General features: G+C 43.6%; 22 protein-coding genes and 1 riboswitch. Of the genes, 17 read left to right on the top strand and 5 right to left on the bottom strand.

What is annotated here, in order from left to right; genetic code table 11:
- Window positions 1-11: 11 nt before the first annotated feature.
- Window positions 12-1,016, bottom strand: a complete 1,005-nt coding sequence (locus tag LJF29_RS00240) for an ABC transporter substrate-binding protein (RefSeq protein ID WP_010331582.1) — start codon at window positions 1,014-1,016, stop codon at window positions 12-14.
- Between the two features lie 149 nt (window positions 1,017-1,165).
- On the opposite strand from LJF29_RS00240, the gene LJF29_RS00245 reads away from it, so the two are divergent.
- Window positions 1,166-1,939, top strand: coding sequence for an alpha/beta hydrolase family protein (locus LJF29_RS00245; RefSeq protein ID WP_229146406.1), 774 nt, complete (start codon window positions 1,166-1,168; stop codon window positions 1,937-1,939).
- Between the two features lie 51 nt (window positions 1,940-1,990).
- Complete coding sequence (locus LJF29_RS00250) at window positions 1,991-2,233, top strand: DUF2584 domain-containing protein (protein ID WP_024122585.1); 243 nt, start codon at window positions 1,991-1,993, stop codon at window positions 2,231-2,233.
- 40 nt (window positions 2,234-2,273) lie between these two features.
- Here LJF29_RS00250 and pckA read toward each other — a convergent pair whose 3' ends face one another.
- Entirely contained in the window at window positions 2,274-3,857 is a 1,584-nt protein-coding gene (pckA, locus tag LJF29_RS00255; protein ID WP_229146407.1) for a phosphoenolpyruvate carboxykinase (ATP), read from the bottom strand.
- A 197-nt stretch (window positions 3,858-4,054) separates the two neighbouring features.
- Window positions 4,055-4,194: riboswitch (SAM riboswitch) on the top strand.
- 168 nt (window positions 4,195-4,362) lie between these two features.
- Here pckA and metK point away from each other — a divergent pair.
- The 3 genes from metK to alaP all read left to right on the top strand — a co-directional run bounded on the left by metK (window position 4,363) and on the right by alaP (window position 9,141).
- Window positions 4,363-5,565, top strand: coding sequence for a methionine adenosyltransferase (metK, locus tag LJF29_RS00260; protein ID WP_010331578.1), 1,203 nt, complete (start codon window positions 4,363-4,365; stop codon window positions 5,563-5,565).
- A gap of 149 nt (window positions 5,566-5,714) precedes the next feature.
- On the top strand, window positions 5,715-7,613 hold the full coding sequence (asnB, locus tag LJF29_RS00265; protein ID WP_010331577.1) for an asparagine synthase (glutamine-hydrolyzing): 1,899 nt from the start codon (window positions 5,715-5,717) through the stop codon (window positions 7,611-7,613).
- 136 nt (window positions 7,614-7,749) lie between these two features.
- Entirely contained in the window at window positions 7,750-9,141 is a 1,392-nt protein-coding gene (gene alaP, locus LJF29_RS00270; RefSeq protein WP_010331576.1) for an alanine permease AlaP, read from the top strand.
- Window positions 9,142-9,397: 256 nt separating this feature from the next.
- On the opposite strand, the gene LJF29_RS00275 is transcribed toward alaP, so the two are convergent.
- On the bottom strand, window positions 9,398-9,913 hold the full coding sequence (locus tag LJF29_RS00275; protein WP_229146408.1) for a gamma carbonic anhydrase family protein: 516 nt from the start codon (window positions 9,911-9,913) through the stop codon (window positions 9,398-9,400).
- A 50-nt stretch (window positions 9,914-9,963) separates the two neighbouring features.
- On the opposite strand from LJF29_RS00275, the gene LJF29_RS00280 reads away from it, so the two are divergent.
- Together LJF29_RS00280 and tbcS are read left to right on the top strand one after the other, a co-directional pair.
- Window positions 9,964-10,743 (top strand): alpha/beta hydrolase, encoded by a 780-nt coding sequence (locus LJF29_RS00280; RefSeq protein WP_168748584.1) that lies wholly within the window; start codon window positions 9,964-9,966, stop codon window positions 10,741-10,743.
- A gap of 17 nt (window positions 10,744-10,760) precedes the next feature.
- Window positions 10,761-11,864, top strand: coding sequence for a tetraprenyl-beta-curcumene synthase (gene tbcS, locus LJF29_RS00285; protein WP_229146412.1), 1,104 nt, complete (start codon window positions 10,761-10,763; stop codon window positions 11,862-11,864).
- Here the strand turns inward: tbcS and LJF29_RS00290 are convergent.
- Window positions 11,854-12,438, bottom strand: a complete 585-nt coding sequence (locus LJF29_RS00290) for a class I SAM-dependent methyltransferase (protein ID WP_229146414.1) — start codon at window positions 12,436-12,438, stop codon at window positions 11,854-11,856. The two genes, tbcS and LJF29_RS00290, sit on opposite strands and share 11 nt — an antisense overlap.
- On the bottom strand, window positions 12,435-13,403 hold the full coding sequence (locus tag LJF29_RS00295; protein WP_229146415.1) for a TIGR01212 family radical SAM protein: 969 nt from the start codon (window positions 13,401-13,403) through the stop codon (window positions 12,435-12,437). The genes LJF29_RS00290 and LJF29_RS00295 overlap by 4 nt, the downstream gene beginning before the upstream one ends.
- Before the next feature lie 161 nt (window positions 13,404-13,564).
- On the opposite strand from LJF29_RS00295, the gene LJF29_RS00300 reads away from it, so the two are divergent.
- The 10 genes from LJF29_RS00300 (at window position 13,565) to LJF29_RS00345 (ending at window position 21,214) form a co-directional block, all read left to right on the top strand.
- On the top strand, window positions 13,565-13,837 hold the full coding sequence (locus LJF29_RS00300; RefSeq protein ID WP_010331570.1) for a YtzC family protein: 273 nt from the start codon (window positions 13,565-13,567) through the stop codon (window positions 13,835-13,837).
- A 153-nt stretch (window positions 13,838-13,990) separates the two neighbouring features.
- Entirely contained in the window at window positions 13,991-14,128 is a 138-nt protein-coding gene (locus tag LJF29_RS00305; protein ID WP_010331569.1) for a hypothetical protein, read from the top strand.
- Window positions 14,129-14,161: 33 nt separating this feature from the next.
- Entirely contained in the window at window positions 14,162-14,554 is a 393-nt protein-coding gene (gene ytrA / locus LJF29_RS00310; protein WP_010331568.1) for a GntR family transcriptional regulator YtrA, read from the top strand.
- The gene (gene ytrB / locus LJF29_RS00315; protein WP_229146416.1) at window positions 14,547-15,425 is read left to right on the top strand and encodes an ABC transporter ATP-binding protein YtrB; all 879 of its coding nucleotides are present in this window, start codon (window positions 14,547-14,549) and stop codon (window positions 15,423-15,425) included. Before ytrA ends, ytrB begins: the two co-directional genes overlap by 8 nt.
- Window positions 15,419-16,405, top strand: a complete 987-nt coding sequence (ytrC, locus tag LJF29_RS00320; protein WP_229146417.1) for an ABC transporter permease YtrC — start codon at window positions 15,419-15,421, stop codon at window positions 16,403-16,405. The genes ytrB and ytrC overlap by 7 nt, the downstream gene beginning before the upstream one ends.
- 28 nt (window positions 16,406-16,433) lie before the next feature.
- Window positions 16,434-17,411: an ABC transporter permease gene (locus tag LJF29_RS00325; protein ID WP_229146418.1), complete on the top strand. Its 978-nt coding sequence runs from the start codon at window positions 16,434-16,436 to the stop codon at window positions 17,409-17,411.
- 14 nt (window positions 17,412-17,425) lie between these two features.
- Complete coding sequence (gene ytrE, locus LJF29_RS00330; RefSeq protein WP_168748578.1) at window positions 17,426-18,121, top strand: ABC transporter ATP-binding protein YtrE; 696 nt, start codon at window positions 17,426-17,428, stop codon at window positions 18,119-18,121.
- Complete coding sequence (ytrF, locus tag LJF29_RS00335) at window positions 18,111-19,421, top strand: ABC transporter permease YtrF (RefSeq protein ID WP_229146423.1); 1,311 nt, start codon at window positions 18,111-18,113, stop codon at window positions 19,419-19,421. The genes ytrE and ytrF overlap by 11 nt, the downstream gene beginning before the upstream one ends.
- Window positions 19,422-19,521: 100 nt before the next feature.
- On the top strand, window positions 19,522-20,217 hold the full coding sequence (locus LJF29_RS00340) for a response regulator transcription factor (RefSeq protein ID WP_229147563.1): 696 nt from the start codon (window positions 19,522-19,524) through the stop codon (window positions 20,215-20,217).
- On the top strand, window positions 20,210-21,214 hold the full coding sequence (locus LJF29_RS00345) for a sensor histidine kinase (RefSeq protein WP_229146425.1): 1,005 nt from the start codon (window positions 20,210-20,212) through the stop codon (window positions 21,212-21,214). The genes LJF29_RS00340 and LJF29_RS00345 overlap by 8 nt, the downstream gene beginning before the upstream one ends.
- The last annotated feature ends 48 nt before the right edge of the window (window positions 21,215-21,262 follow it).

Consider the following 21,262-nt stretch of genomic DNA (forward strand, 5'->3'; position numbering starts at 1 on the left):
GATGGCGCCTCCTATTTTTCTGAGGTGACTTTTTCGGCGATTTGTTTGTTCACAAGTTCACTGTATGGAATATGCTTTGGCAGTTCACCTGACTGATCCATAATTGTTTGGAGCAGTTCCCATTCTTTTTCGTTGAGAAGCGGGTCTGGAGAATACGAATGTTGTTTTTTGTAGCGTTCGATGGACATTTCGATGACATCTGGATCTGTATCGTCAAATTCATTTTTAATCGCTTCTGTAATGTCCTTTGCTGAGTGTTTACCTATCCACTGCTGGGCTTTATAAATAGCTCTCGTAAATTTGACGGCTGTATCTTCGTTTTTCTTTAAATAGCTTTGTTTTGCCATAAATGTCGTATAAGGAACCTGGCCTGATTCTTCTCCGAACGAAGCAACGATGTGACCAATGCCTTCTTTCTCAAAGAGTGAAGCAGTTGGCTCAAAAAGCTGGACATAATCACCGGTTCCAGAAGCAAAGGCATTGGATATATTGGCGAAGTCTATGTTTTGGATAAGGTCAATATCCTTATGCGGGTCAATGTGATGTTGATTCAGCACATACTCGCCGACCATTTGCGGCATACCGCCTTTCCTCTGGCCGAGAAACGTCTTCCCTTTCAGCTGGTCCCAGTTGAAATTTTCGGCATCTTCCCTTGCGACAAGGAACGTTCCGTCTGTCTGTGTCAGCTGTGCGAAGTTAATGACAGGGTCTTTAGCTCCTTGCGCTTTGACATAAATGGATGTTTCTGATCCGACAAGCGCAATGTCCGAGCCGTTTGAAAGAAGCGAAGTCATCGTTTTGTCGCCGCCCCAGGTCGTATTGACGTCGACATCAAGGCCTTCATCCTTGAAAAAGCCTTTAGATTCTGCAACATATAAAGGTGCATAAAAAATGGAATGGGTCACTTCGGCTACTTTTACTTTCGTGAGTGTTTCTTCCTGCTTGCAAGCACTCAGGGCAATGATGAGAAACACACTGCAAACGCAGAAACAGCCCAGCCTTAACCATTTGTTCACATGACAACCTCCTTATTTAGCATCAAGTTAATATCCTTTTTTGCTTTACATATCGTATGATGGGTATAAAAATGTGTGAATGCCTAATTCGGCGTGACAGGATTTATTTTTAAAGACAGGAAAGAATAAAGAAAAAGGAGGCGGGCGCATTGATTGTTGAGAAAAGAAGATTTCCGTCGCCGAGCAAGCATGTGCGCTTGTATTCCATCTGCTACCTTTCAAATGGCTTAAAAGTGAAAGGGCTGCTGGCGGAGCCGGCGGCACCTGGGCGATATGACGGATTTTTATATCTGCGCGGCGGCATCAAGAGCGTTGGAATGGTCAGACCGGGCCGAATTATCCAGTTTGCGTCCCAAGGATTTGTTGTATTTGCCCCATTTTACAGGGGGAACCAGGGAGGAGAAGGCGACGAGGATTTTGCAGGAGAAGACAGAGAGGATGCTTTTTCTGCTTTTCGCCTGCTTCAGCAGCATCCTCAAGTAAAAAAGGGCAGAATTCATATCTTCGGTTTCTCCCGAGGCGGCATAATGGGAATGCTTACTGCGATTGAAATGGGACGGCATGCGGCTTCATTCGTTTCGTGGGGAGGCGTCAGTGATATGATTCTTACATATGAAGAGCGGCAGGATTTACGAAGAATGATGAAAAGAGTAATTGGGGGAACGCCGAAAAAAGTGCCTGACGAATACAAATGGCGAACACCCTTTGACCAAGTGAACAAAATTGAAGCACCCGTTTTATTAATTCACGGAGAAAAAGATCAAAACGTTTCCATTCAGCATTCCTATTTATTTGAGGAGAAATTAAAACAGCTGCACAAGCCTGTAGAGACGTGGTATTACAGTACATTCACACATTATTTTCCGCCGAAGGAAAACCGGCGTATTGTGCGGCAGCTCACGCAGTGGATGAAAAACCGCTGACGGTGAAATATGTTATGATATAGAAAAAAGAGAACGAAAGGGGATTTCAATTTGGGAATGCCTGTGGAATTTAATACATTAATTGTGACAAAAGGAAAAGAAGTTCGCATAGATGAAAATATATTCAGATTAGAGAAAGACGGGTATCGCATTTATCCGATGGAGATTCCGATGGATGTGAGCAAAACAAAGTTTGGTGAAAAGTCAGGCACAGCTGAAGTGCAGAAGCTTGAATGGACAGACGGGCGGACAATCATTACGTACAAGCTGACTTCCTTGCATACAGTCAATTAAAACAAGCCAAGAGCACTTAATTGCTCTTGGCTTTTGCTTTTTAAACGAGAGGCCCGCCTGCTTGCGCAATGGCATCTGTATTTGTGAACTTTTTGAAGTTTTCTTTGAATTCGTTTGCCAGATACGCAGCCTTTTCTCTGTATTCCTCTTTGTTATTCCACGTGTTTTCCGGCAGAAGGATGTGATCGGGAACACCTGGAACATGAACCGGGATGTGCAGGCCGAAAATATCGTCAGTGGTCATTTGTACATTTTCTAATTTGCCTTCAATCGCTGCTTTTACCATCGCCCGTGTGTATGAAAGCTTCATGCGTTCCCCTGTGCCATAGCCGCCGCCGGTCCAGCCTGTGTTGACAAGGTAAACGTCTGCGCCGTGTTCGTCGATCTTTTTGCCGAGCATTTCCGCATATACATGAGCCGGGAGCGGAAGGAACGGTGAACCGAAGCATGTGGAGAATGTCGTCTCAGGAGACGTGACGCCGCGTTCGGTTCCGGCTAGTTTACTCGTATAACCGCTTAAGAAGTGGTACATAGCCTGCTCCTTCGTCAGCTTGCTGATTGGCGGCAGAACGCCGAATGCATCAGCCGTCAAAAATACAATCGCTGACGGGTGGCCCGCAATGCTTGGAGACACAATGTTGTCGATCATATGAATCGGGTAAGCGGCACGTGTGTTTTCTGTATAGAAGGAATCATCGTAATTGGCTTCACGCGTATCTTCATCTACAACAACATTTTCGAGAACGGATCCAAACCGAATCGCTTTAAAAATCTGCGGTTCTTTTTCTTCGCTTAAATGAATGCACTTGGCATAGCACCCGCCTTCGATATTGAAGACACCAGTGTCCGACCAGCCGTGTTCATCATCACCGATCAGTTTCCGGTCAGCATCCGCCGAAAGGGTGGTCTTTCCTGTGCCCGACAGTCCGAAGAAAAGCGCGACATCGCCTTTTTCACCGACATTGGCGGAGCAATGCATGGATAAAATATCTCGTTCCGGCAGCAGGAAATTCATGATGGAGAAAATCGATTTTTTCATTTCTCCGGCATACTCCGTTCCGCCGATTAAAATCGTCCGCTTTTCGAAAGAAACAATAATAAAGGTTTCTGAATGTGTGCCGTCTGTTTTTGGGTCCGCTTTGAAATGCGGAGCGGAAAGAATGGTAAACGGCTGTTCGACTGTTTTTTTATCATTGTCTTCAGGACGGATAAACAGCTGTCTGGCAAATAAATTGTGCCATGCAAATTCATTAACGACCGTGATCGGCAGTCTGTATTTTTCATCAGCACCGGCAAATCCTTCGAAAACAAACAGCTCATCTCGTTGTTTCAGATAGCTGACAACTTTCGTGTACAGCCGGTCAAATGCTTCCTCGGAAATAGGCTGATTCACCGGACCCCAATCGATCTTACTCTTTGTGCTTGCTTCTTCTACAATGAATTTATCTTTCGGCGAACGTCCAGTGTAAGCGCCTGTGGTCGCCCGGACAGCACCCGTGGATGTCAAAATGCCTTCGTTACGGGAAAGTACTTTTTCTGTAAGCTGAGCTGCAGATAAATTATGCTGCACATTAGGACTTGTTAATAAGGCTTGCAAATCAGCGGTTAAATCAACTGAGTTCATAAGAAACCTTCCTTTATCATTTTATTTGTGTTTTGCTAATTGTGAATTAGTATAACATATATTTTCAAATAGTCTATACTATTTATCGTTTTTTGTGTGTGCACTTCCATTGTTTTCCGCAATAAAGGCGTCTATTTCTCCTGATTCATATTGACATTGCAAACCCTTTTACGATAAGATATTTCATTGAGCGGATACTCTTATCCCGAGCTGGCGGAGGGACAGGCCCTATGAAGCCCAGCAACCGGTTTCTCTATTATTCATTATGTTCAAACTGCGTGAGACAACCAAGGTGCTAACCTGATGCAAGGTTGAATGATTCCTTGAGCGATAAGAGTGAAAGGCACAAAGACCAAACCCTTTCCTCGAACGGAAAAGGTTTTTTTATTTCATAAATATGCCAATTAACATCTCTAATATAAACGTAACATTGTATAAGAGGGAGCGAGTTCCGTATCATATATATAAGGTCTTTCGGGAGGCCTTGTGCAGGAGGAAGCAAATCATGAGTAAAAATCGTCGTTTATTTACATCAGAATCTGTTACGGAGGGGCATCCGGATAAAATCTGTGACCAGATTTCTGACAGCATCTTAGATGAAATTTTAAAGAAAGACCCTAACGCGCGTGTTGCTTGTGAAACGTCTGTGACAACTGGGCTGGTTCTTGTCAGCGGAGAAATCACAACTTCTACGTATGTTGACATTCCAAAAACAGTTCGTGAAACGATTAAAGAAATCGGATACACACGTGCAAAATACGGATTTGATGCGGAAACATGTGCGGTCCTGACATCAATTGACGAGCAGTCTGCTGATATTGCAATGGGTGTAGACCAAGCACTTGAAGCCCGTGAAGGCACAATGAGCGACGAAGAAATCGAAGCAATCGGAGCGGGTGACCAAGGTTTAATGTTCGGTTATGCGTGCAACGAAACGAAAGAGCTTATGCCTCTTCCGATTTCACTTGCTCATAAACTAGCCCGCCGCTTGAGTGAAGTGCGTAAAGAAGATGTTCTTCCTTACCTTCGCCCTGACGGCAAAACACAGGTAACGGTTGAGTATGATGAAAATAACAAACCTGTCCGCATTGACGCGATTGTTATTTCAACTCAGCACCATCCTGAAATTACGCTTGAGCAAATTCAGCGCAATATTAAAGAACATGTCATCAATCCGGTTGTTCCTGAAGAATTAATTGATGAAGAAACAAAATACTTCATTAACCCTACAGGCCGTTTCGTCATCGGAGGACCTCAAGGGGATGCAGGGCTTACAGGACGTAAAATCATCGTTGATACGTACGGCGGCTACGCACGTCACGGCGGCGGCGCGTTTTCTGGTAAAGATGCGACGAAAGTAGACCGTTCAGCTGCTTATGCTGCAAGATACGTTGCGAAAAACATCGTTGCGGCTGAGCTTGCAGATTCATGTGAAGTGCAGCTTGCTTACGCGATCGGTGTTGCACAGCCTGTGTCCATCTCAATCAATACATTTGGTTCCGGAAAAGCTTCAGAGGAAAAACTGATTGAAGTTGTTCGCAATAACTTTGATTTACGACCTGCCGGCATTATCAAAATGCTTGATTTACGCCGTCCGATCTACAAACAGACTGCTGCGTACGGCCACTTTGGACGCCACGATGTTGACCTTCCGTGGGAGCGTACAGACAAAGCGGAACAGCTGCGTAAAGAAGCGTTAGGAGAATAATTTTATAGCCGCTTACTGGTTAAGCGGCTTTCCCTTTTTTATCGATGTATCCATGTTTATTTTTTTACATAACTGTGAAACCAAATACTGTTCACAGCGTCTATAAATAGGGGTTCAATGATGACAATTTTAAATATGGAGGCAATACTATGTGTGGATTTGTCGGGGTTTTTAACAAGCATCCGTTAACTCAAACCGCTGATCAAGAAGAACTAATCAAACAAATGAACCAAATGATCGTTCACCGCGGTCCTGACAGTGATGGATATTACCATGATGAGCACGTTGGATTCGGATTCAGACGGCTCAGCATTATTGATGTGGAAAATGGCGGACAGCCTTTATCATATGAAGATGAGAAATATTGGATTATTTTTAACGGGGAAATCTATAACTATATCGAACTGAGAGAAGAGCTTGAAGCAAAGGGCTATACTTTCAACACAGATTCGGACACAGAGGTTCTTCTTGCGACTTACCGTCACTATAAAGAAGAAGCGGCTTCCAAGCTGCGCGGCATGTTTGCCTTTCTGATTTGGAATAAAAACGATCATGTGCTTTATGGAGCAAGAGATCCATTCGGCATTAAGCCGTTGTATTACACAACGATCAATGATCAGGTTTATTTTGCCTCAGAGAGAAAAAGTTTAATGGCAGCACAAAATGATATTGAAATAGATAAAGAAGCATTACAGCAGTATATGTCTTTCCAATTCGTTCCTGAGCCAAGCACGCTTGATATTGATGTGAAAAAAGTAGAGCCGGGTTCTCAGTTTACAATCCGCCCTGACGGCGATATCACATTCAAAACGTATTTCAAGGCGCGTTTCCAGCCTGTTCAGACGGAAGAAGATAAACTTGTCAAAGAAGTCAGAGACGCTATCTATGACTCTGTAAAAGTTCATATGAGAAGTGATGTGCCCGTCGGTTCATTCCTTTCAGGCGGAATCGATTCTTCGTTTATTGTATCCGTTGCGAAAGAATTTCATCCAAGCTTAAAAACATTTTCAGTCGGATTTGAACAGCAGGGCTTCAGTGAAGTTGATGTAGCGAAAGAAACTGCCGCTGCACTGGGCATTGAAAATATCAGCAAAGTCATTTCTCCGGAAGAATATATGAACGAGCTTCCTAAAATCGTATGGCACTTTGATGATCCGCTTGCAGACCCGGCTGCGATTCCATTGTATTTCGTGGCGAAAGAAGCGAAAAAACACGTAACGGTTGCGTTATCTGGCGAAGGTGCGGACGAGCTGTTTGGCGGATACAACATCTACCGTGAACCGCTTTCTCTTAAACCGTTTGAACGCATTCCGTCCGGCTTGAAAAAGATGCTTCTGCACGTAGCGGCGGTTATGCCTGAGGGAATGAGAGGAAAGAGCCTGCTTGAGCGCGGCTGTACTCCGCTTCCGGAGCGTTATATCGGCAACGCGAAGATCTTTGAAGAATCCGTGAAGGAACAGCTGCTGAAGCACTATGATTCTAGCCTTTCGTATCGCGATGTGACGAAGCCTTACTTTACAGAAAGCAGCTCATACAGCGATATTAACAAAATGCAGTATGTCGATATCCACACTTGGATGCGAGGCGACATCTTGCTAAAAGCGGATAAAATGACAATGGCGAATTCTTTGGAATTGCGTGTGCCGTTCCTTGATAAAGTCGTATTTGACGTTGCTTCTAAAATTCCTGATGAATTGAAAACAAAGAATGGTACGACGAAGTATCTCCTTCGCAAAGCTGCTGAAGGAATTGTGCCGGATCACGTATTGAACCGCAAAAAGCTCGGTTTCCCTGTACCGATCCGTCATTGGCTGAAAAACGAAATGAACGAATGGGTGCGCAGCATTATTCAAGAAAGCCAAACGGACGCTTATATCCATAAGGATTACGTTCTTCAGCTTCTTGAAGACCATTGTGCCGACAAGGCTGATAACAGCCGTAAAATTTGGACAGTGCTCATCTTTATGATCTGGCACAGCATCAATATCGAAAAACGGTATATGCCTGAAGAGCTGAGCCATCAGCCTAAAGAAGTCATCTTTGTTTAACAGATAAGGCTTTCGATTCGTCGAAAGCCTTGTTATTATACCAGTATTTCTCCATCATCATTGATTACCCTGCACATTCGTGCGAAATATTCAGAAGAATGATTTAATGATATTTTTTTCTAGGGGAGAAGGGAACATGCAAAAACAAAAACAAGAATTGCATCGCGGTCTTGAAGAAAGGCATATTTCTTTAATGTCTTTAGGGGCTGCCATAGGAGTGGGACTCTTCCTTGGCTCCGCATCAGCTATTCAATTAGCAGGGCCAGGTATTTTGGTGGCATATGCCTGCAGCGGTCTGGTTATGTTTTTTATTATGAGGGCGCTTGGAGAGATGGCCATTCAAAAGCCGGTCGCGGGCTCCTTCAGCAGGTACGCACGTGACTACTTAGGTCCGCTCGCAGGCTACTTAACCGGGTGGAATTACTGGTTCTTATGGGTTGTAACCTGTATGGCGGAAATCACCGCTGTGGGAATTTATATGGGATACTGGTTTCCGGATGTGCCAAATTGGATTTGGGCATTGTCGGCGCTGGTGATTATGACTGGTGTCAATTTCCTGGCCGTGAAGGCGTATGGAGAGCTGGAGTTTTGGTTCGCTTTGATTAAAATTGTCGCGATCCTTTCTATGATTGCTGTCGGTTTATTAATGATCATTGCAGGCGTCGGCAATGGAGGCATTGCTACAGGCATCAGTAATTTATGGAGCAACGGCGGATTTTTTCCTCATGGAATAAAAGGGGTTTTATTGTCACTTCAAATGGTGATGTTCGCGTATTTAGGCATTGAGATGATAGGGGTGACGGCCGGCGAAGTCAAAAACCCGCAAAAGTCATTAGCGAAAGCGATTGATACGGTATTTTGGCGTATCCTGATTTTTTACGTCGGTGCTTTATTTGTGATCATGTCCATTTATCCGTGGCAGGAAATCGGCTCACAAGGAAGCCCTTTTGTACTCACGTTTGAAAAAGTGGGGATTCCATATGCGGCAGGCATCATTAACTTTGTCGTTCTGACGGCAGCGCTGTCTTCTTGTAACAGCGGCATATTCAGCACCGGACGCATGCTCTTTAACTTAGCGGAGCAGAGCGAGGCGCCAAAAGCATACGGTAAGCTGACCAAAGGCGGCATTCCGGGTAAGGCCGTACTGGCTTCTGCGGGTGCGTTATTAGTCGGTGTGCTGTTAAACTATATTGTGCCTGCGAAGGTATTTACTTGGGTCACAAGCATTGCCACATTCGGGGCGATTTGGACATGGGCGATCATCTTGCTTTCTCAGATCAAATATCGTAAGGGCATGCAGCCAAAGGATCAAAAGCAATTAAAATATAAAATGCCTTTTTACCCATTCACGTCATATTTATCATTGGCCTTTTTAGCATTTGTCATTATCCTGATGGCTTATAGTCCGGAAACAAGAGTCGCCGTTATTGTCGGTCCGATTTGGTTTCTGATTTTGATAGCCGTTTATTATGGCAAAGGCTTTCATAAGAAAAACGCAGCTGTGTCAACTGAACAACAGATCAGCTGACAAAGAGAGCTCCCGGCGGGCTCTTTTTTGTTTAAGTAAAGCTACTCATAGAGAGCAGAGAATAGGAATAAGTTTTTTGCAGAGACTGCTTACAGTGGCGTCTCATTTTTTATGATAAGATAAAAGTCACACGTTTGTTTTGATTTGTGAACGTTTTATGGAAAATTAAAAACCCGAACTGCTATTTGGTTCGGGTCAGCGATGGTTATCGCTTAAATAATATTTTGAAAAATGGTAAAGTAAAACGAAGCTGGTCTTACATTTGCTGAAGTGATTTATAATATTGACCCTTTGTTACATATTCAGACCGTATTCTTTGCATGTCTTTTCGGTCTTCATCCGTCAAAGGGCGGATGACTTTTGCCGGGCGGCCGAAGGCAAGATGGCCTGGCGGAATGATTTTTCCCGGCGGAACAAGGCTGCCGGCACCAATAAAGGCGCCTTCACCGATTTCGGCTCCATCTAAGATGATTGAACCCATGCCGATTAAGGCGTTCTTGCGGATCACGGCGCTATGGAGTGTAACCTGATGGCCTATCGTGGCGTCATCTTCAATGAGAAGCGTCCGGTTCGGGCTTTGATGGATGCAGCTTAAATCTTGGATATTGACTCTGTTACCGATTCTGGTCGGGGCTACATCTCCTCTTATGACCACTGAGAACCAAATGCTGGATTGTTCTCCGATGACCACATCACCGGTAATTGTTGCATTATCGGCTACAAAAGCCGTTGGGTGGATTTTTGGCGTGTATTCCTTATAAGGGTAAATCATATATCTTTCATCCTTCTTTCTCTATTTAATTTTTGTATGAGGTGAACCGCATGTGGACCTGGAAAGCAGACAGACCTGTGGCAGTGATTGTTATAATCCACGGGGCAAGTGAACATCATGGACGGTATAAATGGCTGAGTGAAATGTGGAGATCTTCGGGTTATCACGTTGTAATGGGTGATCTGCCGGGACAAGGGACGACCACCCGGGCCAGGGGTCATATTCACTCATTTCAAGAATACATTGATGAAGTAGATACTTGGATCGATAAAGCGCGAACCTTTGAACTGCCTGTTTTTCTTCTCGGCCACAGCATGGGCGGCCTGATCGCGATTGAATGGTTTAAACAGCAGAGAAACCCCCGCATTACGGGAATTATTTTATCATCACCGTGTCTCGGGCTGCAAATTAAAGTCAATAAAGTGCTTGACCTTGCATCAAAGGGGCTGAATGTCATCGCTCCGTCGCTTAAAGTTGATTCAGGATTATCGATTGATATGGCGACACGGAATGAAGATGTCATCGAAGCAGGCCAGAACGATCCCCTTTTTGTCACGAAGGTTTCTGTCAGATGGTACAGAGAGCTGTTAAAAACTATCGAGTCTGCCATGGTGCCGACAGAGGCTTTTCTAAGGGTGCCGCTTCTAGTCATGCAGGCCGGAGATGACAAGCTGGTCGACAAAACGAAGGTCATCAAGTGGTTTTCAGGGGTTGCTTCCCACAATAAGTCATATAGGGAATGGGAAGGGCTTTATCATGAAATATTTAATGAACCGGAAAGAGAAGACGTTTTTAAAGCCGCAAGAGCATTTACTGATCAATATATTTGAACTGGGGGGTGCATGTGTTGACAGTACCGGAACATCCTTTTGGACTGATGGCCAAAGTATATCGTGAAATTTTTCCGCTCGTTCATCAAGAGCTGAACATATGGAAGCAAAAATCAGAAGCAATTAAAAACAGTGAATTAAAAGCACAGGCAACCGCAAGTATTCGAGATAAAACGTTTCACTGTGAAGGCGGCGGCATATTGGCCTTATTGTCAGGGAGTCATAGGCAGAAATGTGTTGAGTTCATCATCGCATATCAAACAATCAGCGACTACCTGGACAATTTGTGCGACCGCAGCACCTCACTTGACCCGGAAGATTTTCGAATGCTTCACACCTCTATGCAGGACGCGTTGACAGTGGGAGCTGAACCGCAAAATTATTATCAATTCAGGGACGAGCAGGATGACAGCGGATATTTGCAGGAATTGGTGAAAACGTGCCAGCGTGTCCTCGGTTCTATTGAACACTACGACATGATTAAACCTTATTTGCTGGAGCTTTGCGGCTATTATTGCGATTTGCAGGTGCATAAGCACGTTGTAGAGCATGAGCGCGTCCCGCGCCTTGAAAAGTGGTTTACCCAATATGAATCAGAGCTTCCTGAGATGGAATGGTATGAATTCTCAGCTTGTGCAGGCTCCACGCTAGGCATTTTCTGTCTTGTCGCATATTCGTTTCAGCCTGATTTTACTGAAAGCACCGCAAAAAAAATCCGCAACAGTTATTTTCCTTACATACAAGGTCTTCATATTCTGCTTGATTATTTGATTGACCAGGAGGAGGACTTGCTTGAAGGGGACTTGAATTTCTGCTCGTATTATCAGTCGCATGAAGAAATGATGAATCGGCTGCAGCACTTTATTCAGAAAGCCGATGAACATCTGCACGGCATTCCGCACGAAAACTTCCACCGCTTAATCAACCGCGGCTTGCTGGGTGTCTATTTGTCTGATGATAAAGTGGCGGGCCAAAAGGAAATGGGCCGGCTCGCGAAGAAGCTGATCAAAGCAAGCGGAAAAACCTCCTTTTTCTTTTATATCAACGGCAGAGCCTACAGAAAGTTTCAAAAGATAGCCTGGATGAAAAACTCAAAGAAAAAAGCTCAAATCATTTGCTGATTTGAGCTTTTTTTTCGATCGCAATAATAAACGGCGGGTCATTTTGCTGATTGATAAATCCGTATGTTAAGACACGGGCTGCTTGCTGATCCAAGTCCCGGCAAAAGTCGAGCACGTCGTTTTTTTCAGTTTTGCCTTCCGGATGGCCGTGATAGACGACCAAAACAATCAGGCCTTCATCTTTCATGATGCTGAGAAGCTGTTCAATTGCTTGAATCGTTGAATTGCCGTTTGTCGTAATCGATTTGTTCCCGCCTGGCAGATAGCCAAGGTTAAACACAGCGGCCGCTACTTTCCCGTGTGTTTCCTGCGGAAGTGATTCAGCAATTTTGTCATGGCTTTTATGAAATAAAGTTGTCCGGTTTTGATAGGTGTCACCGAGCCGCTCCTTCGTATTGGCCACTGCTGATTCTTGTATATCAAATGCGTATACATGGCCGTTTTCACCGACAAGTTCAGCTAAAAACAGGGTGTCGTGCCCGTTCCCCATTGTGGCGTCAACAACAATGTCTCCGTCCCCTGCGGCCATTTTCAGCAGCTCTTTACTGTAAGGAAGAATCTTTTTCAGAATCATAAGGCTGATTCCTCCTGGAGACGCTGAAAGAACTTACCTTGGTAGCTGCCGCGATTTTCAAGTTCTTTATTGATAGCGCCGAGCACTTCCCATTTGTTCACACTCCACATTGGCCCAATCATCAATTCAATCGGCCCGTCACCAGTGATACGGTGTACGATCATTTCTGGCGGGATGATTTCAAGCTGGTCACAGACGAGCTGCATATATTCGTCTTGAGAGAGAAATTCCAGCTTTCCCTTTTCGTATTGTTTCACCATCGGCGTGCCCTTCAGCAGGTGCAGCAAATGGATTTTAATACCTTGTACGTCCAAATTTGCCACTGCTTTTGCCGTTTCCATCATCATGTCCCGGTCTTCAAGAGGAAGTCCATTAATAATATGCGAGCAGACGCGTATGCCGTGTTTTCTTAGCTTATTCACACCTTCAACGTAGCAGTCAAAGTCATGTGCCCGATTGATCAGAAGAGCTGTCCGTTCGTGAACTGTCTGAAGCCCGAGCTCCACCCAAAGATACGTGCGTTCATTGAGTTCTGCCAAATACTCAACAACGTCATCCGGCAGGCAGTCCGGCCGTGTGGCGATTGAAAGGCCGACCACATTGTCGAGCGCGAGAACAGACTCGAATTTCTCTCGAAGCACGTCAACTGGAGCATGTGTATTGGTGAAAGCCTGGAAATAAGCGATATATTTCCCGTCCTTCCATTTTTCGTGCATACGGTTTTTAATGTCGTGGAATTGCGTCATTAAATCATCGGCCCGGTTTCCTGCAAAATCACCGGAGCCCGCAGCGCTGCAAAAGGTACAGCCGCCGTGAGCGACAGTGCCGTCACGGTTCGGGCAGTCAAAGCCGCCGTCAAGCGCTACTTTAAATACCTTATGCCCGAAATGATCTCTGAGATGATAATTTAATGTATGATAGCGTTTTTCCGTATTTGAATAAGGAAAAGGATTGTTCTGAATCACGATTAATGTGCCTCCTTGCGTACAATTGCATCCTAAAATTGTAGCACGCATTTCATATGAGAACAAATGAATATCGACCATAAATTTCTTTATTGAATCATGTCTGATGAGGCTACACTATGGATGATGGAAAGTTTCCATTACCAAGAGGAGGGGTTACTGTGGCAACAAGACAATCAGTAGATGAACATCTCCAACAATGTATGCAGGCGTATGATTATGCTGAAGAACAGCTGAAAATCGCTTCTAAACAAGAGCATTATAACGACCAAGAATACAGCGATGCGCAAATGCAGATTGAAAATGCGGTAAATGCCTTGAATAAACTATGGCTGTCATCAAATGATCAGCAGAGAGAACAGCTGTACAGAATGAGACTTCAGCTTCAAGCTTTGCAAAATAATATGATCTTGCAGCACCCTCTTGATGTGTAAGAAACGGACCCTTTTGATAAGGGTCCGTTTTTTTGTAAAAAAGGATTGACTTTGCACTGCAAAGTATTTATTGTATTAAGTGTACTAATTGAAGTAATACACTATAGACACTAATGAAAAGTCATTTATATATTGAATTTAAGGGAGGCAGTTATGAAACATAAAAAACAAAACAAACGTAACGTGCCAATGCTGATCGCGGCATCTATGATCGCTTGTTCTTTTTTTCTTGTCCTTGTGATGATCGGTTTTGAATGGCAAAAAAGTATAATTGATTCGTTTTATTTATGAAAGGTTCAGATCGTATAGAAAGTAGGGAAGTAAATGATTCAAATCGATCCAAGAAGCTCAACGCCCATTTACGAACAAATTATTCAGCAAATGAAAGAGCTTTGTTTGAAAGGGATCATGAAGCCTGGTGATAAGCTTCCTTCTGTCAGAGAATTAGCGACGATCATTATTGCGAATCCGAATACTGTCAGCAAAGCATACAAAGAGCTTGAGCGAGAGGGTATTATTGAAACGCTGCGGGGCAGAGGGACCTATATATCGGAAAATGCAAAAACGACACTGGTTGAAGGGAAGATGACGATGATTAAAGAGCAACTCAAACAGCTCATCATCGATGCACATTATGCGGGGGTTGAGCTGGAGAAACTGCAAGAATGGATAAAGGAAATCAGCGCTGATGTGAAAGGGGGCGAGAGTGATGATTGAATTAAGACAGCTGTCAAAAACGATTGACGGCAATCAAGTATTAAAAGACGTTTCTTTAACAATTGAAAAAGGGGAAATTTTCGGGCTGCTCGGCCGGAACGGATCGGGTAAAACGACGATGCTCCGTTTAATCCAGCAAATTATTTTCGCGGACAGCGGAACGATTCTGTTTGACGGCGTAGAAATCAAAAAGCATCCGAAGGTGAAACAGAATATCATCTACATGCCTGTTCAGAATCCTTTTTATGACAAGTATACATACAAGCAGCTTGTTGACATCCTGAGAAGGATTTATCCGAAGTTTGATGTCACCTACGCGAATGAGCTGATGAACAGATACGAAATTCCGGAAACGAAAAAGTACCGTGAGCTGTCGACGGGCTTGAAAAAACAGCTGTCACTCGTTCTATCGTTTGCGGCGAGACCGGCGCTGATTCTTCTTGATGAGCCGACGGACGGAATAGATGCAGTGACAAGGCATGATGTACTGCAGCTGATGGTCGATGAAGTGGCTGAGCGTGATACGAGCATCCTGATCACCTCCCATCGCCTTGAGGATATTGAACGGATGTGCAACCGAATTGGTTTTCTCGAAGAGAACAGACTGACCAACGTCATGGATATTGATGAGTTAAAAGAAGAATACATTAAAATTCAAATGGCCTTCGATACAGATGTCAATTTGGCCATCAGAGAGCAAAACATTCCGATGCTCGATCAGGCCGGTGTGTTTTACACGGTGCTGATCCCGAAAAGCGATGAGAAGAACAAGAGCTTTTTGAAAGAGCTGAAGCCAAAAGTGTGGAATGAGCTTCCTGTCAACTTGGAAGAAGTATTCATTGCGAAGTTTGGAGGGAAGCGGAGATGGTAGACCGAGGTCTCCTCTATCGAGAGTGGAAGCAGAATCAAGTGGTTCTTTTGTTAAGTATTGTGTTTTTAGTGCTGGCAAATCCGCTTTCTATCGTGAATACGTATTTGTCTTATCAAGGGTGTCTTGATCGCCAAGACCCGCAATATTGTGATTTTATTGTGAATTATTCCATAAGCAATCTGATAGATATCAACTGGGTGCCGGGTGTCATTTTGGCGGTCTGCTTCCTGGGAATGGAACGTTCGAGAGGCACGATGGATTTTATATTAAGCCTCCCATATAACAGAAGCCACATTTTCCAGACGAAATTTTGGTTAGGCGGTTTTGTGATTGTACTGTCGCAGTTGATTGGCTTTTTACTTGCATGGCTGCTAATTCTTGTTTATAGCCCTGAACACGTCTACTATTTTGAGCACAGCAGCGTTGGAGTAATCGTGATTAGCTTTATGACTTACTCACTGGTGATGGCCGCCGGAGCGTTAACGGGTAATGCTTTTGCCCAGCTGTTAACGGCGTTTTCTGCAGCTATATTGCCGTATTTAATGATTGCATTGCCGATAATCAATTTAGAGATCGTTTTTAATTTCCATATATATGAGTTTTTCTCTTCCATAAAAGGTTATTATGAATTGGAAAACAAATTCATGTATCTATTCCCTTTTGTTTATGTTGGAAATGACTGGATTTTCGATAACGGATTTATTTTATTGATTCCATTTATTTTGAGCATTCTGTTTTACTTGATTGGCAATATCAGCTTTAAAAAGCATCCAAGTGAGCGAAACGGATACTTTTTCATTTGGAAGAGATTAGACCGTCCGGTACAAATTTTGGTTATCATTTTTGGCATTCTCGGATTTGGTTTGTTTGGATATTCTGCCGGACATTCCATTATTGGTTACATTTTTGGAATGATCTTTGGAGCTGTAGTTGGATTTTTTGTGAGCTACTTCTCTATTTATAAGAAAACTAAAAATTAAAAAACACTTAGGTTTGGAGGGAAGTGATGTGCCGGATTTCGGGCTGTTTTATAAAGAGTGGAAGCAAAATAAAGCTCTGTTAACCATGATTTTCTTGGTATTTATGCTTAGCAATCCTTTTACCGTTTTAAATACGTACATCTCATATCAAGGCTGCGTGGCTAATCAGAACGAGTGGGTCGGAACCTGCGTATTTACGATTAACTATTTAAATGGCACATTTATCTCACTCTTTTGGATTTGGGGTGTCGTTTTGGCTGTCAGCCAGCTTGGAATAGAACGAAGCAAGGGCCTCTTTGATTTTACATTAAGCCTTCCTTATACGCGAGGCCAGATATTTAATGCGAAGTTTCTGACTGGCGGTATTGTGATTGTGGCACCGCAAATCTTTGGATATGTTTTATCTGTTTTGCTCCTAGTGCTTTTGAAACCCGAGCAAGCCGTTTATTTTCATCACTATAGCCTGGGAATGATCATCGTCAGTTTGCTGGCTTATTCTCTGGTCATGGCGGGGGGAGCTTTGACGGGCCATATTTTTGCACAGCTTTTGGTTTCAGCTACTGTTACGATTTTGCCTTTTTTGCTCATGACTCTTCCTGCTATCAACCTGGAAATCCTTCTTGGCGGAACAGTAGAGTTTATACATGGCCCTGTGCCCGAATGGGTGAAGTATCTATTCCCGGTTACTTACGTTGTGCCGAACTGGGTTGAGGATTCTCCACATTATTTAGTGATTCCGGCCATCATGACGATCATCTTTTACATCATCGGCTACATCAGTTTTGTCAAACTGTCTAATGAACGGAACGGATATTTCTTTTTGTGGAAACCGCTAGACCGCCCGGTACAGGTCATTGTCATTATCATTGGAATCATGGGCTTCGGGTATTTTGGATTTGCCGCAACGGAAAGCTTCGCCGGCTACATATTTGGCATGGCTGCTGGCGCCGTGATTGGTTTTCTTATCAGCTATTTTGCGATTTATAAAAAAACAAAACATTTATAAGGGAGAGAGAAAAGATGATTGAAGTTCAGCATATTAACCATTCTTTCACGATTGGAAAAAAGGGCCGTGAGAATGAAGTGCCTGTCTTAAAAGATGTCTCGTTGACTGTGGCGAAAGGAGAAATCGCCTGTATCGTCGGACGAAGCGGATCAGGAAAATCAACACTTCTGAATTTGATATCAGGCTACATCACACCGACAAAAGGGCGTATTGTGATTAACGGAACTGATGTCACGGGCTTTAATGAAAAGGAATGGGCTCAGTTCCGCCTTGAACACTTTGGGTTTATTTTTCAAAGCTTTCAGCTCATCCCGGGCTTAACGACGTATGAGAATGTTGAAATGCCGCTGGCGCTAAAAGGAATTAAACCGTCTGAGCGCAAGAAAAAGGTACAGGACATGCTGAAACGCGTCGGTCTTGAAAACCATGCTGCTCACTATCCTAATGAACTGTCAGGCGGACAGCAGCAGCGTGTCAGCATTGCGAGAGCGCTGATTTTAAATCCGTCGATTATTTTAGCGGATGAGCCGACGGGAAGCCTTGATTCAGAAACGGAACAGGAAGTGCTGGAATTGATTCAGCAGCTGAACCGTGAGCGGGGCATTACATTTGTGATTATTACCCATGACGATGAAGTGGCTTCAATCGGACACTCAAAATTCCAGCTGCATGACGGTGTGTTAAAAGGGGGTATTACCGTTGAGATTTAAGGATCAGGTTCATTTTATCAGAAGAAATATGAAGAAAAACAGGCTCCGCGTCTTTATGACCATTCTTGCGACAACAATGGCGTGTGCGTTTTTAGTTGTGCTGTCGTCGGTTGGATTCGGGATTCAAAAGACAATCACAGATATGACGATGAGCCAGCAAATTGTGACTAAAGTCAGTGTAATGGGCAAGGAAGGGGATAAGCCTATTAAAAAAGCTGATTTAGAGAAGTATGATCATGTAAGGTCAGTTGTAGAACGAACGCAAGTGTATGAGCCAAACAAAGCAACTTTAGGCAATCGCACAAATGAAAGCTCTAATCTTATCTTTACCAATATGAATGATGAATTAAAGGCCAATATGGAATTAGAAAAAGGAAGAGTCGCAAAGTCGGAAAATGAAATCGTAGTAGGATACGACTTTGCAAAGAGATTATTGACGAAAAAAGAATCTGAAGCATATAACAAAAAAATCGAGGAAGCAAATGGAAACCCCGAGGATATAGAAGAACCAAAGGGTTATACGAAAGACATCCTGAACAAAACGATTGAATTAAGTGTATCAAAAACAGATCCTAAAACAGGGGATGTTACGAAAACAAAAACATATGACTTTAAAATTGTCGGTATTACAAAAAAACCATCTCAAGATTGGATGGAGGATTCAAACATCTTCATTAGTGACCAGTTCAAGAAGGACTTTTCGGAATTTTTGGACTTCAAGGGCGGGAATGTTGAAAAAAATGTTGGCGTTTATGCTGATAAATTTGAGAATGTGGAACAGCTGACAAATGATCTAACAGATGACGGATACTATGTCACATCAGTTACTACCGAGCTTGAAGGAGCCAACACCTTCTTCATGGTCTTTAAAATCGGCCTGATCTTTGTCGGATGTATCGCGGTTATCATTTCAGCCATTGGAATATTTAACACGATGACGATGGCGGTTACAGAAAGAACGCAGGAGATCGGCATTATGAAAGCGATTGGGGCAAGTCCGTCTATCATTCGCCGAATGTTCTTGATGGAAAGTGCGTATATCGGAATTTTAGGCTGTGTGATCGGGATAATCATTTCTTACGGCGTGAGTTACCTTGTCAATCTGGCCGTTCCGATGATTCTCGCGGCGACAAGTGGAGGCGAAGCGGGCGATCTGAACTATACGTTTTCTTATATTCCGCTCAGTCTTGTCATCATTGCGGTTGTGATTTGCGGCGGAGTCGCTGTGATCTCGGGTATGAACCCAGCCCGAAAAGCAACAAAAACCAATGTGCTGACAGCATTAAGAAGAGAGTTGTAATTAAAAAAAGCCGGCTGAACCAGCCGGCTTTTTCTGTATAGCTTATCAACAAGATTTGCTATACACTTGACATAAAAAAGGAAAAAGTGCGGTGAGTCCATTGTTTAAACTTTTGCTGATAGAAGATGATAAATCGCTTTTTCATGAAATCAAGGAGCGTTTAACGGGATGGTCCTATGATGTATACGGCATTCAGGATTTCGGCCAAGTGATGCAGGAATTTGCGTCAATCAAACCCGATTGCGTCATTATTGATGTTCAGCTCCCTAAATTTGACGGGTTTCATTGGTGCCGGCTGATCCGTTCCCGGTCAAATGTTCCAATTCTCTTTTTATCCTCCCGTGACCACCCTGCTGATATGGTCATGTCGATGCAGCTGGGAGCGGATGACTTTATTCAAAAGCCGTTTCATTTTGATGTGCTGATAGCGAAAATCCAAGCCATTTTCCGGCGCGTGCATCAATATAATACGGAGCTGAGCACGATCAAAACATGGTGCGGGGCTGCCATAGACGCAGAGCAAAACCTCGTCAGCAATGACAAAGGCTCTATTGAACTGACTAAAAATGAAATGTTTATTTTAAAACACTTAATTGAACAAAAAAACAAGATTGTCAGCCGCGATGAGTTAATCAGAAGCCTGTGGAACGATGAGCGTTTTGTCAGCGATAATACGCTGACCGTCAATGTCAACCGCCTGCGGAAAAAATTGGACGAATTGCAGCTTGGGACATATATCGAGACGAAGGTCGGCCAAGGCTACATGGCGAAGGAAGAGGATCATTTCTATGATTAAAGCATTCCTCATCGAAAGACGAAGCTGGATTGCCGCATTTTTGCTGCAGCAAATTCTGATTTTGTTGATTGCCTTTGTCGATCCGTCTATTCCATTTGAAAATGTTCTTTATATTGTTTATTTGTGTGTCCTGATCTTTGTTGTGTTTGTTATCATCCGTTTTCGGAAAGAAACCGCATTCTATAAGAGTCTTGAAGAATGGGAAAATAATCTCGATGTCACAGCCATAAGTGAACCGGAGACGCCGTTTGAAGGGATGATTGAAAAAAGCATCACCGGACAAACGGAACAATTGAAGCAATCTGCATTGCGGAATCGCTTGGCATTAGAAAATGAAAAAGATGAACTGATGGCGTGGATACATGAGGTCAAAACGCCTTTAACAGCGTTGCATTTAATCATCGATCGGATGGAAGACCCATCATTAAAAGCCCAGCTATCGTATGAGTGGCTGCGCATCCATCTGCTGCTTGATCAGCAGCTTCATCAAAAGCGCATGTCCTTTATCGAAAATGATCTGTCTTTAGAGATGATCAAGCTTAAGCCCTTGATTATCAAAGAGATCAGAGACTTGCAATCGTGGTGTATACAGAAAGGAATCGGGTTTGATATTCAGCTGGAGGCAGAGGAAGTCTTGAGCGATGCGAAATGGCTGGCCTTTATTATCAGGCAGCTGCTGACCAACGCCGTAAAATACAGTGAAGCAGCTGATATTGTGATCAACTGCTATGAGAAAGACGAGCGGAAGGTTCTTGAGGTAAAAGATTTTGGACGGGGCATTGACAGGAAAGACGTCTCACGAATTTTTGAAAAAGGGTTTACATCTACAACCGATCATCATAATCAGTCTTCTACGGGCATGGGGCTGTATCTGGCAAAGAGAGCCGCAAAACCGTTGTTGATCGATATCGATGTGCATTCAGAGCTTGGAGCTGGAACAACCTTTACCTTAACCTTTCCGAAACGAAATCAATTCGAACGTGTCATTAGCGTGTGACGAAAATGTCACATGCTTTTCTTTTTTGTTCGCCTAATCGAAGGAAAA

It is taken from the genome of Bacillus sp. LBG-1-113 (assembly GCF_020708615.1).
GTDB lineage: Bacteria > Bacillota > Bacilli > Bacillales > Bacillaceae > Bacillus > Bacillus mojavensis.

Coding starts and splice junctions, on each gene's coding strand:
- pckA (WP_229146407.1), bottom strand. CDS start 3,857: ATGAACTCAGTTGATTTAACCGCTGATTTGCAAGCCTTATTAACAAGT.
- metK (WP_010331578.1), top strand. CDS start 4,363: ATGAGTAAAAATCGTCGTTTATTTACATCAGAATCTGTTACGGAGGGG.
- asnB (WP_010331577.1), top strand. CDS start 5,715: ATGTGTGGATTTGTCGGGGTTTTTAACAAGCATCCGTTAACTCAAACC.
- alaP (WP_010331576.1), top strand. CDS start 7,750: ATGCAAAAACAAAAACAAGAATTGCATCGCGGTCTTGAAGAAAGGCAT.
- LJF29_RS00275 (WP_229146408.1), bottom strand. CDS start 9,913: ATGATTTACCCTTATAAGGAATACACGCCAAAAATCCACCCAACGGCT.
- LJF29_RS00280 (WP_168748584.1), top strand. CDS start 9,964: ATGTGGACCTGGAAAGCAGACAGACCTGTGGCAGTGATTGTTATAATC.
- LJF29_RS00290 (WP_229146414.1), bottom strand. CDS start 12,438: ATGATTCTGAAAAAGATTCTTCCTTACAGTAAAGAGCTGCTGAAAATG.
- LJF29_RS00305 (WP_010331569.1), top strand. CDS start 13,991: ATGAAACATAAAAAACAAAACAAACGTAACGTGCCAATGCTGATCGCG.
- ytrA (WP_010331568.1), top strand. CDS start 14,162: ATGATTCAAATCGATCCAAGAAGCTCAACGCCCATTTACGAACAAATT.
- ytrB (WP_229146416.1), top strand. CDS start 14,547: ATGATTGAATTAAGACAGCTGTCAAAAACGATTGACGGCAATCAAGTA.
- ytrC (WP_229146417.1), top strand. CDS start 15,419: ATGGTAGACCGAGGTCTCCTCTATCGAGAGTGGAAGCAGAATCAAGTG.
- ytrE (WP_168748578.1), top strand. CDS start 17,426: ATGATTGAAGTTCAGCATATTAACCATTCTTTCACGATTGGAAAAAAG.
- LJF29_RS00345 (WP_229146425.1), top strand. CDS start 20,210: ATGATTAAAGCATTCCTCATCGAAAGACGAAGCTGGATTGCCGCATTT.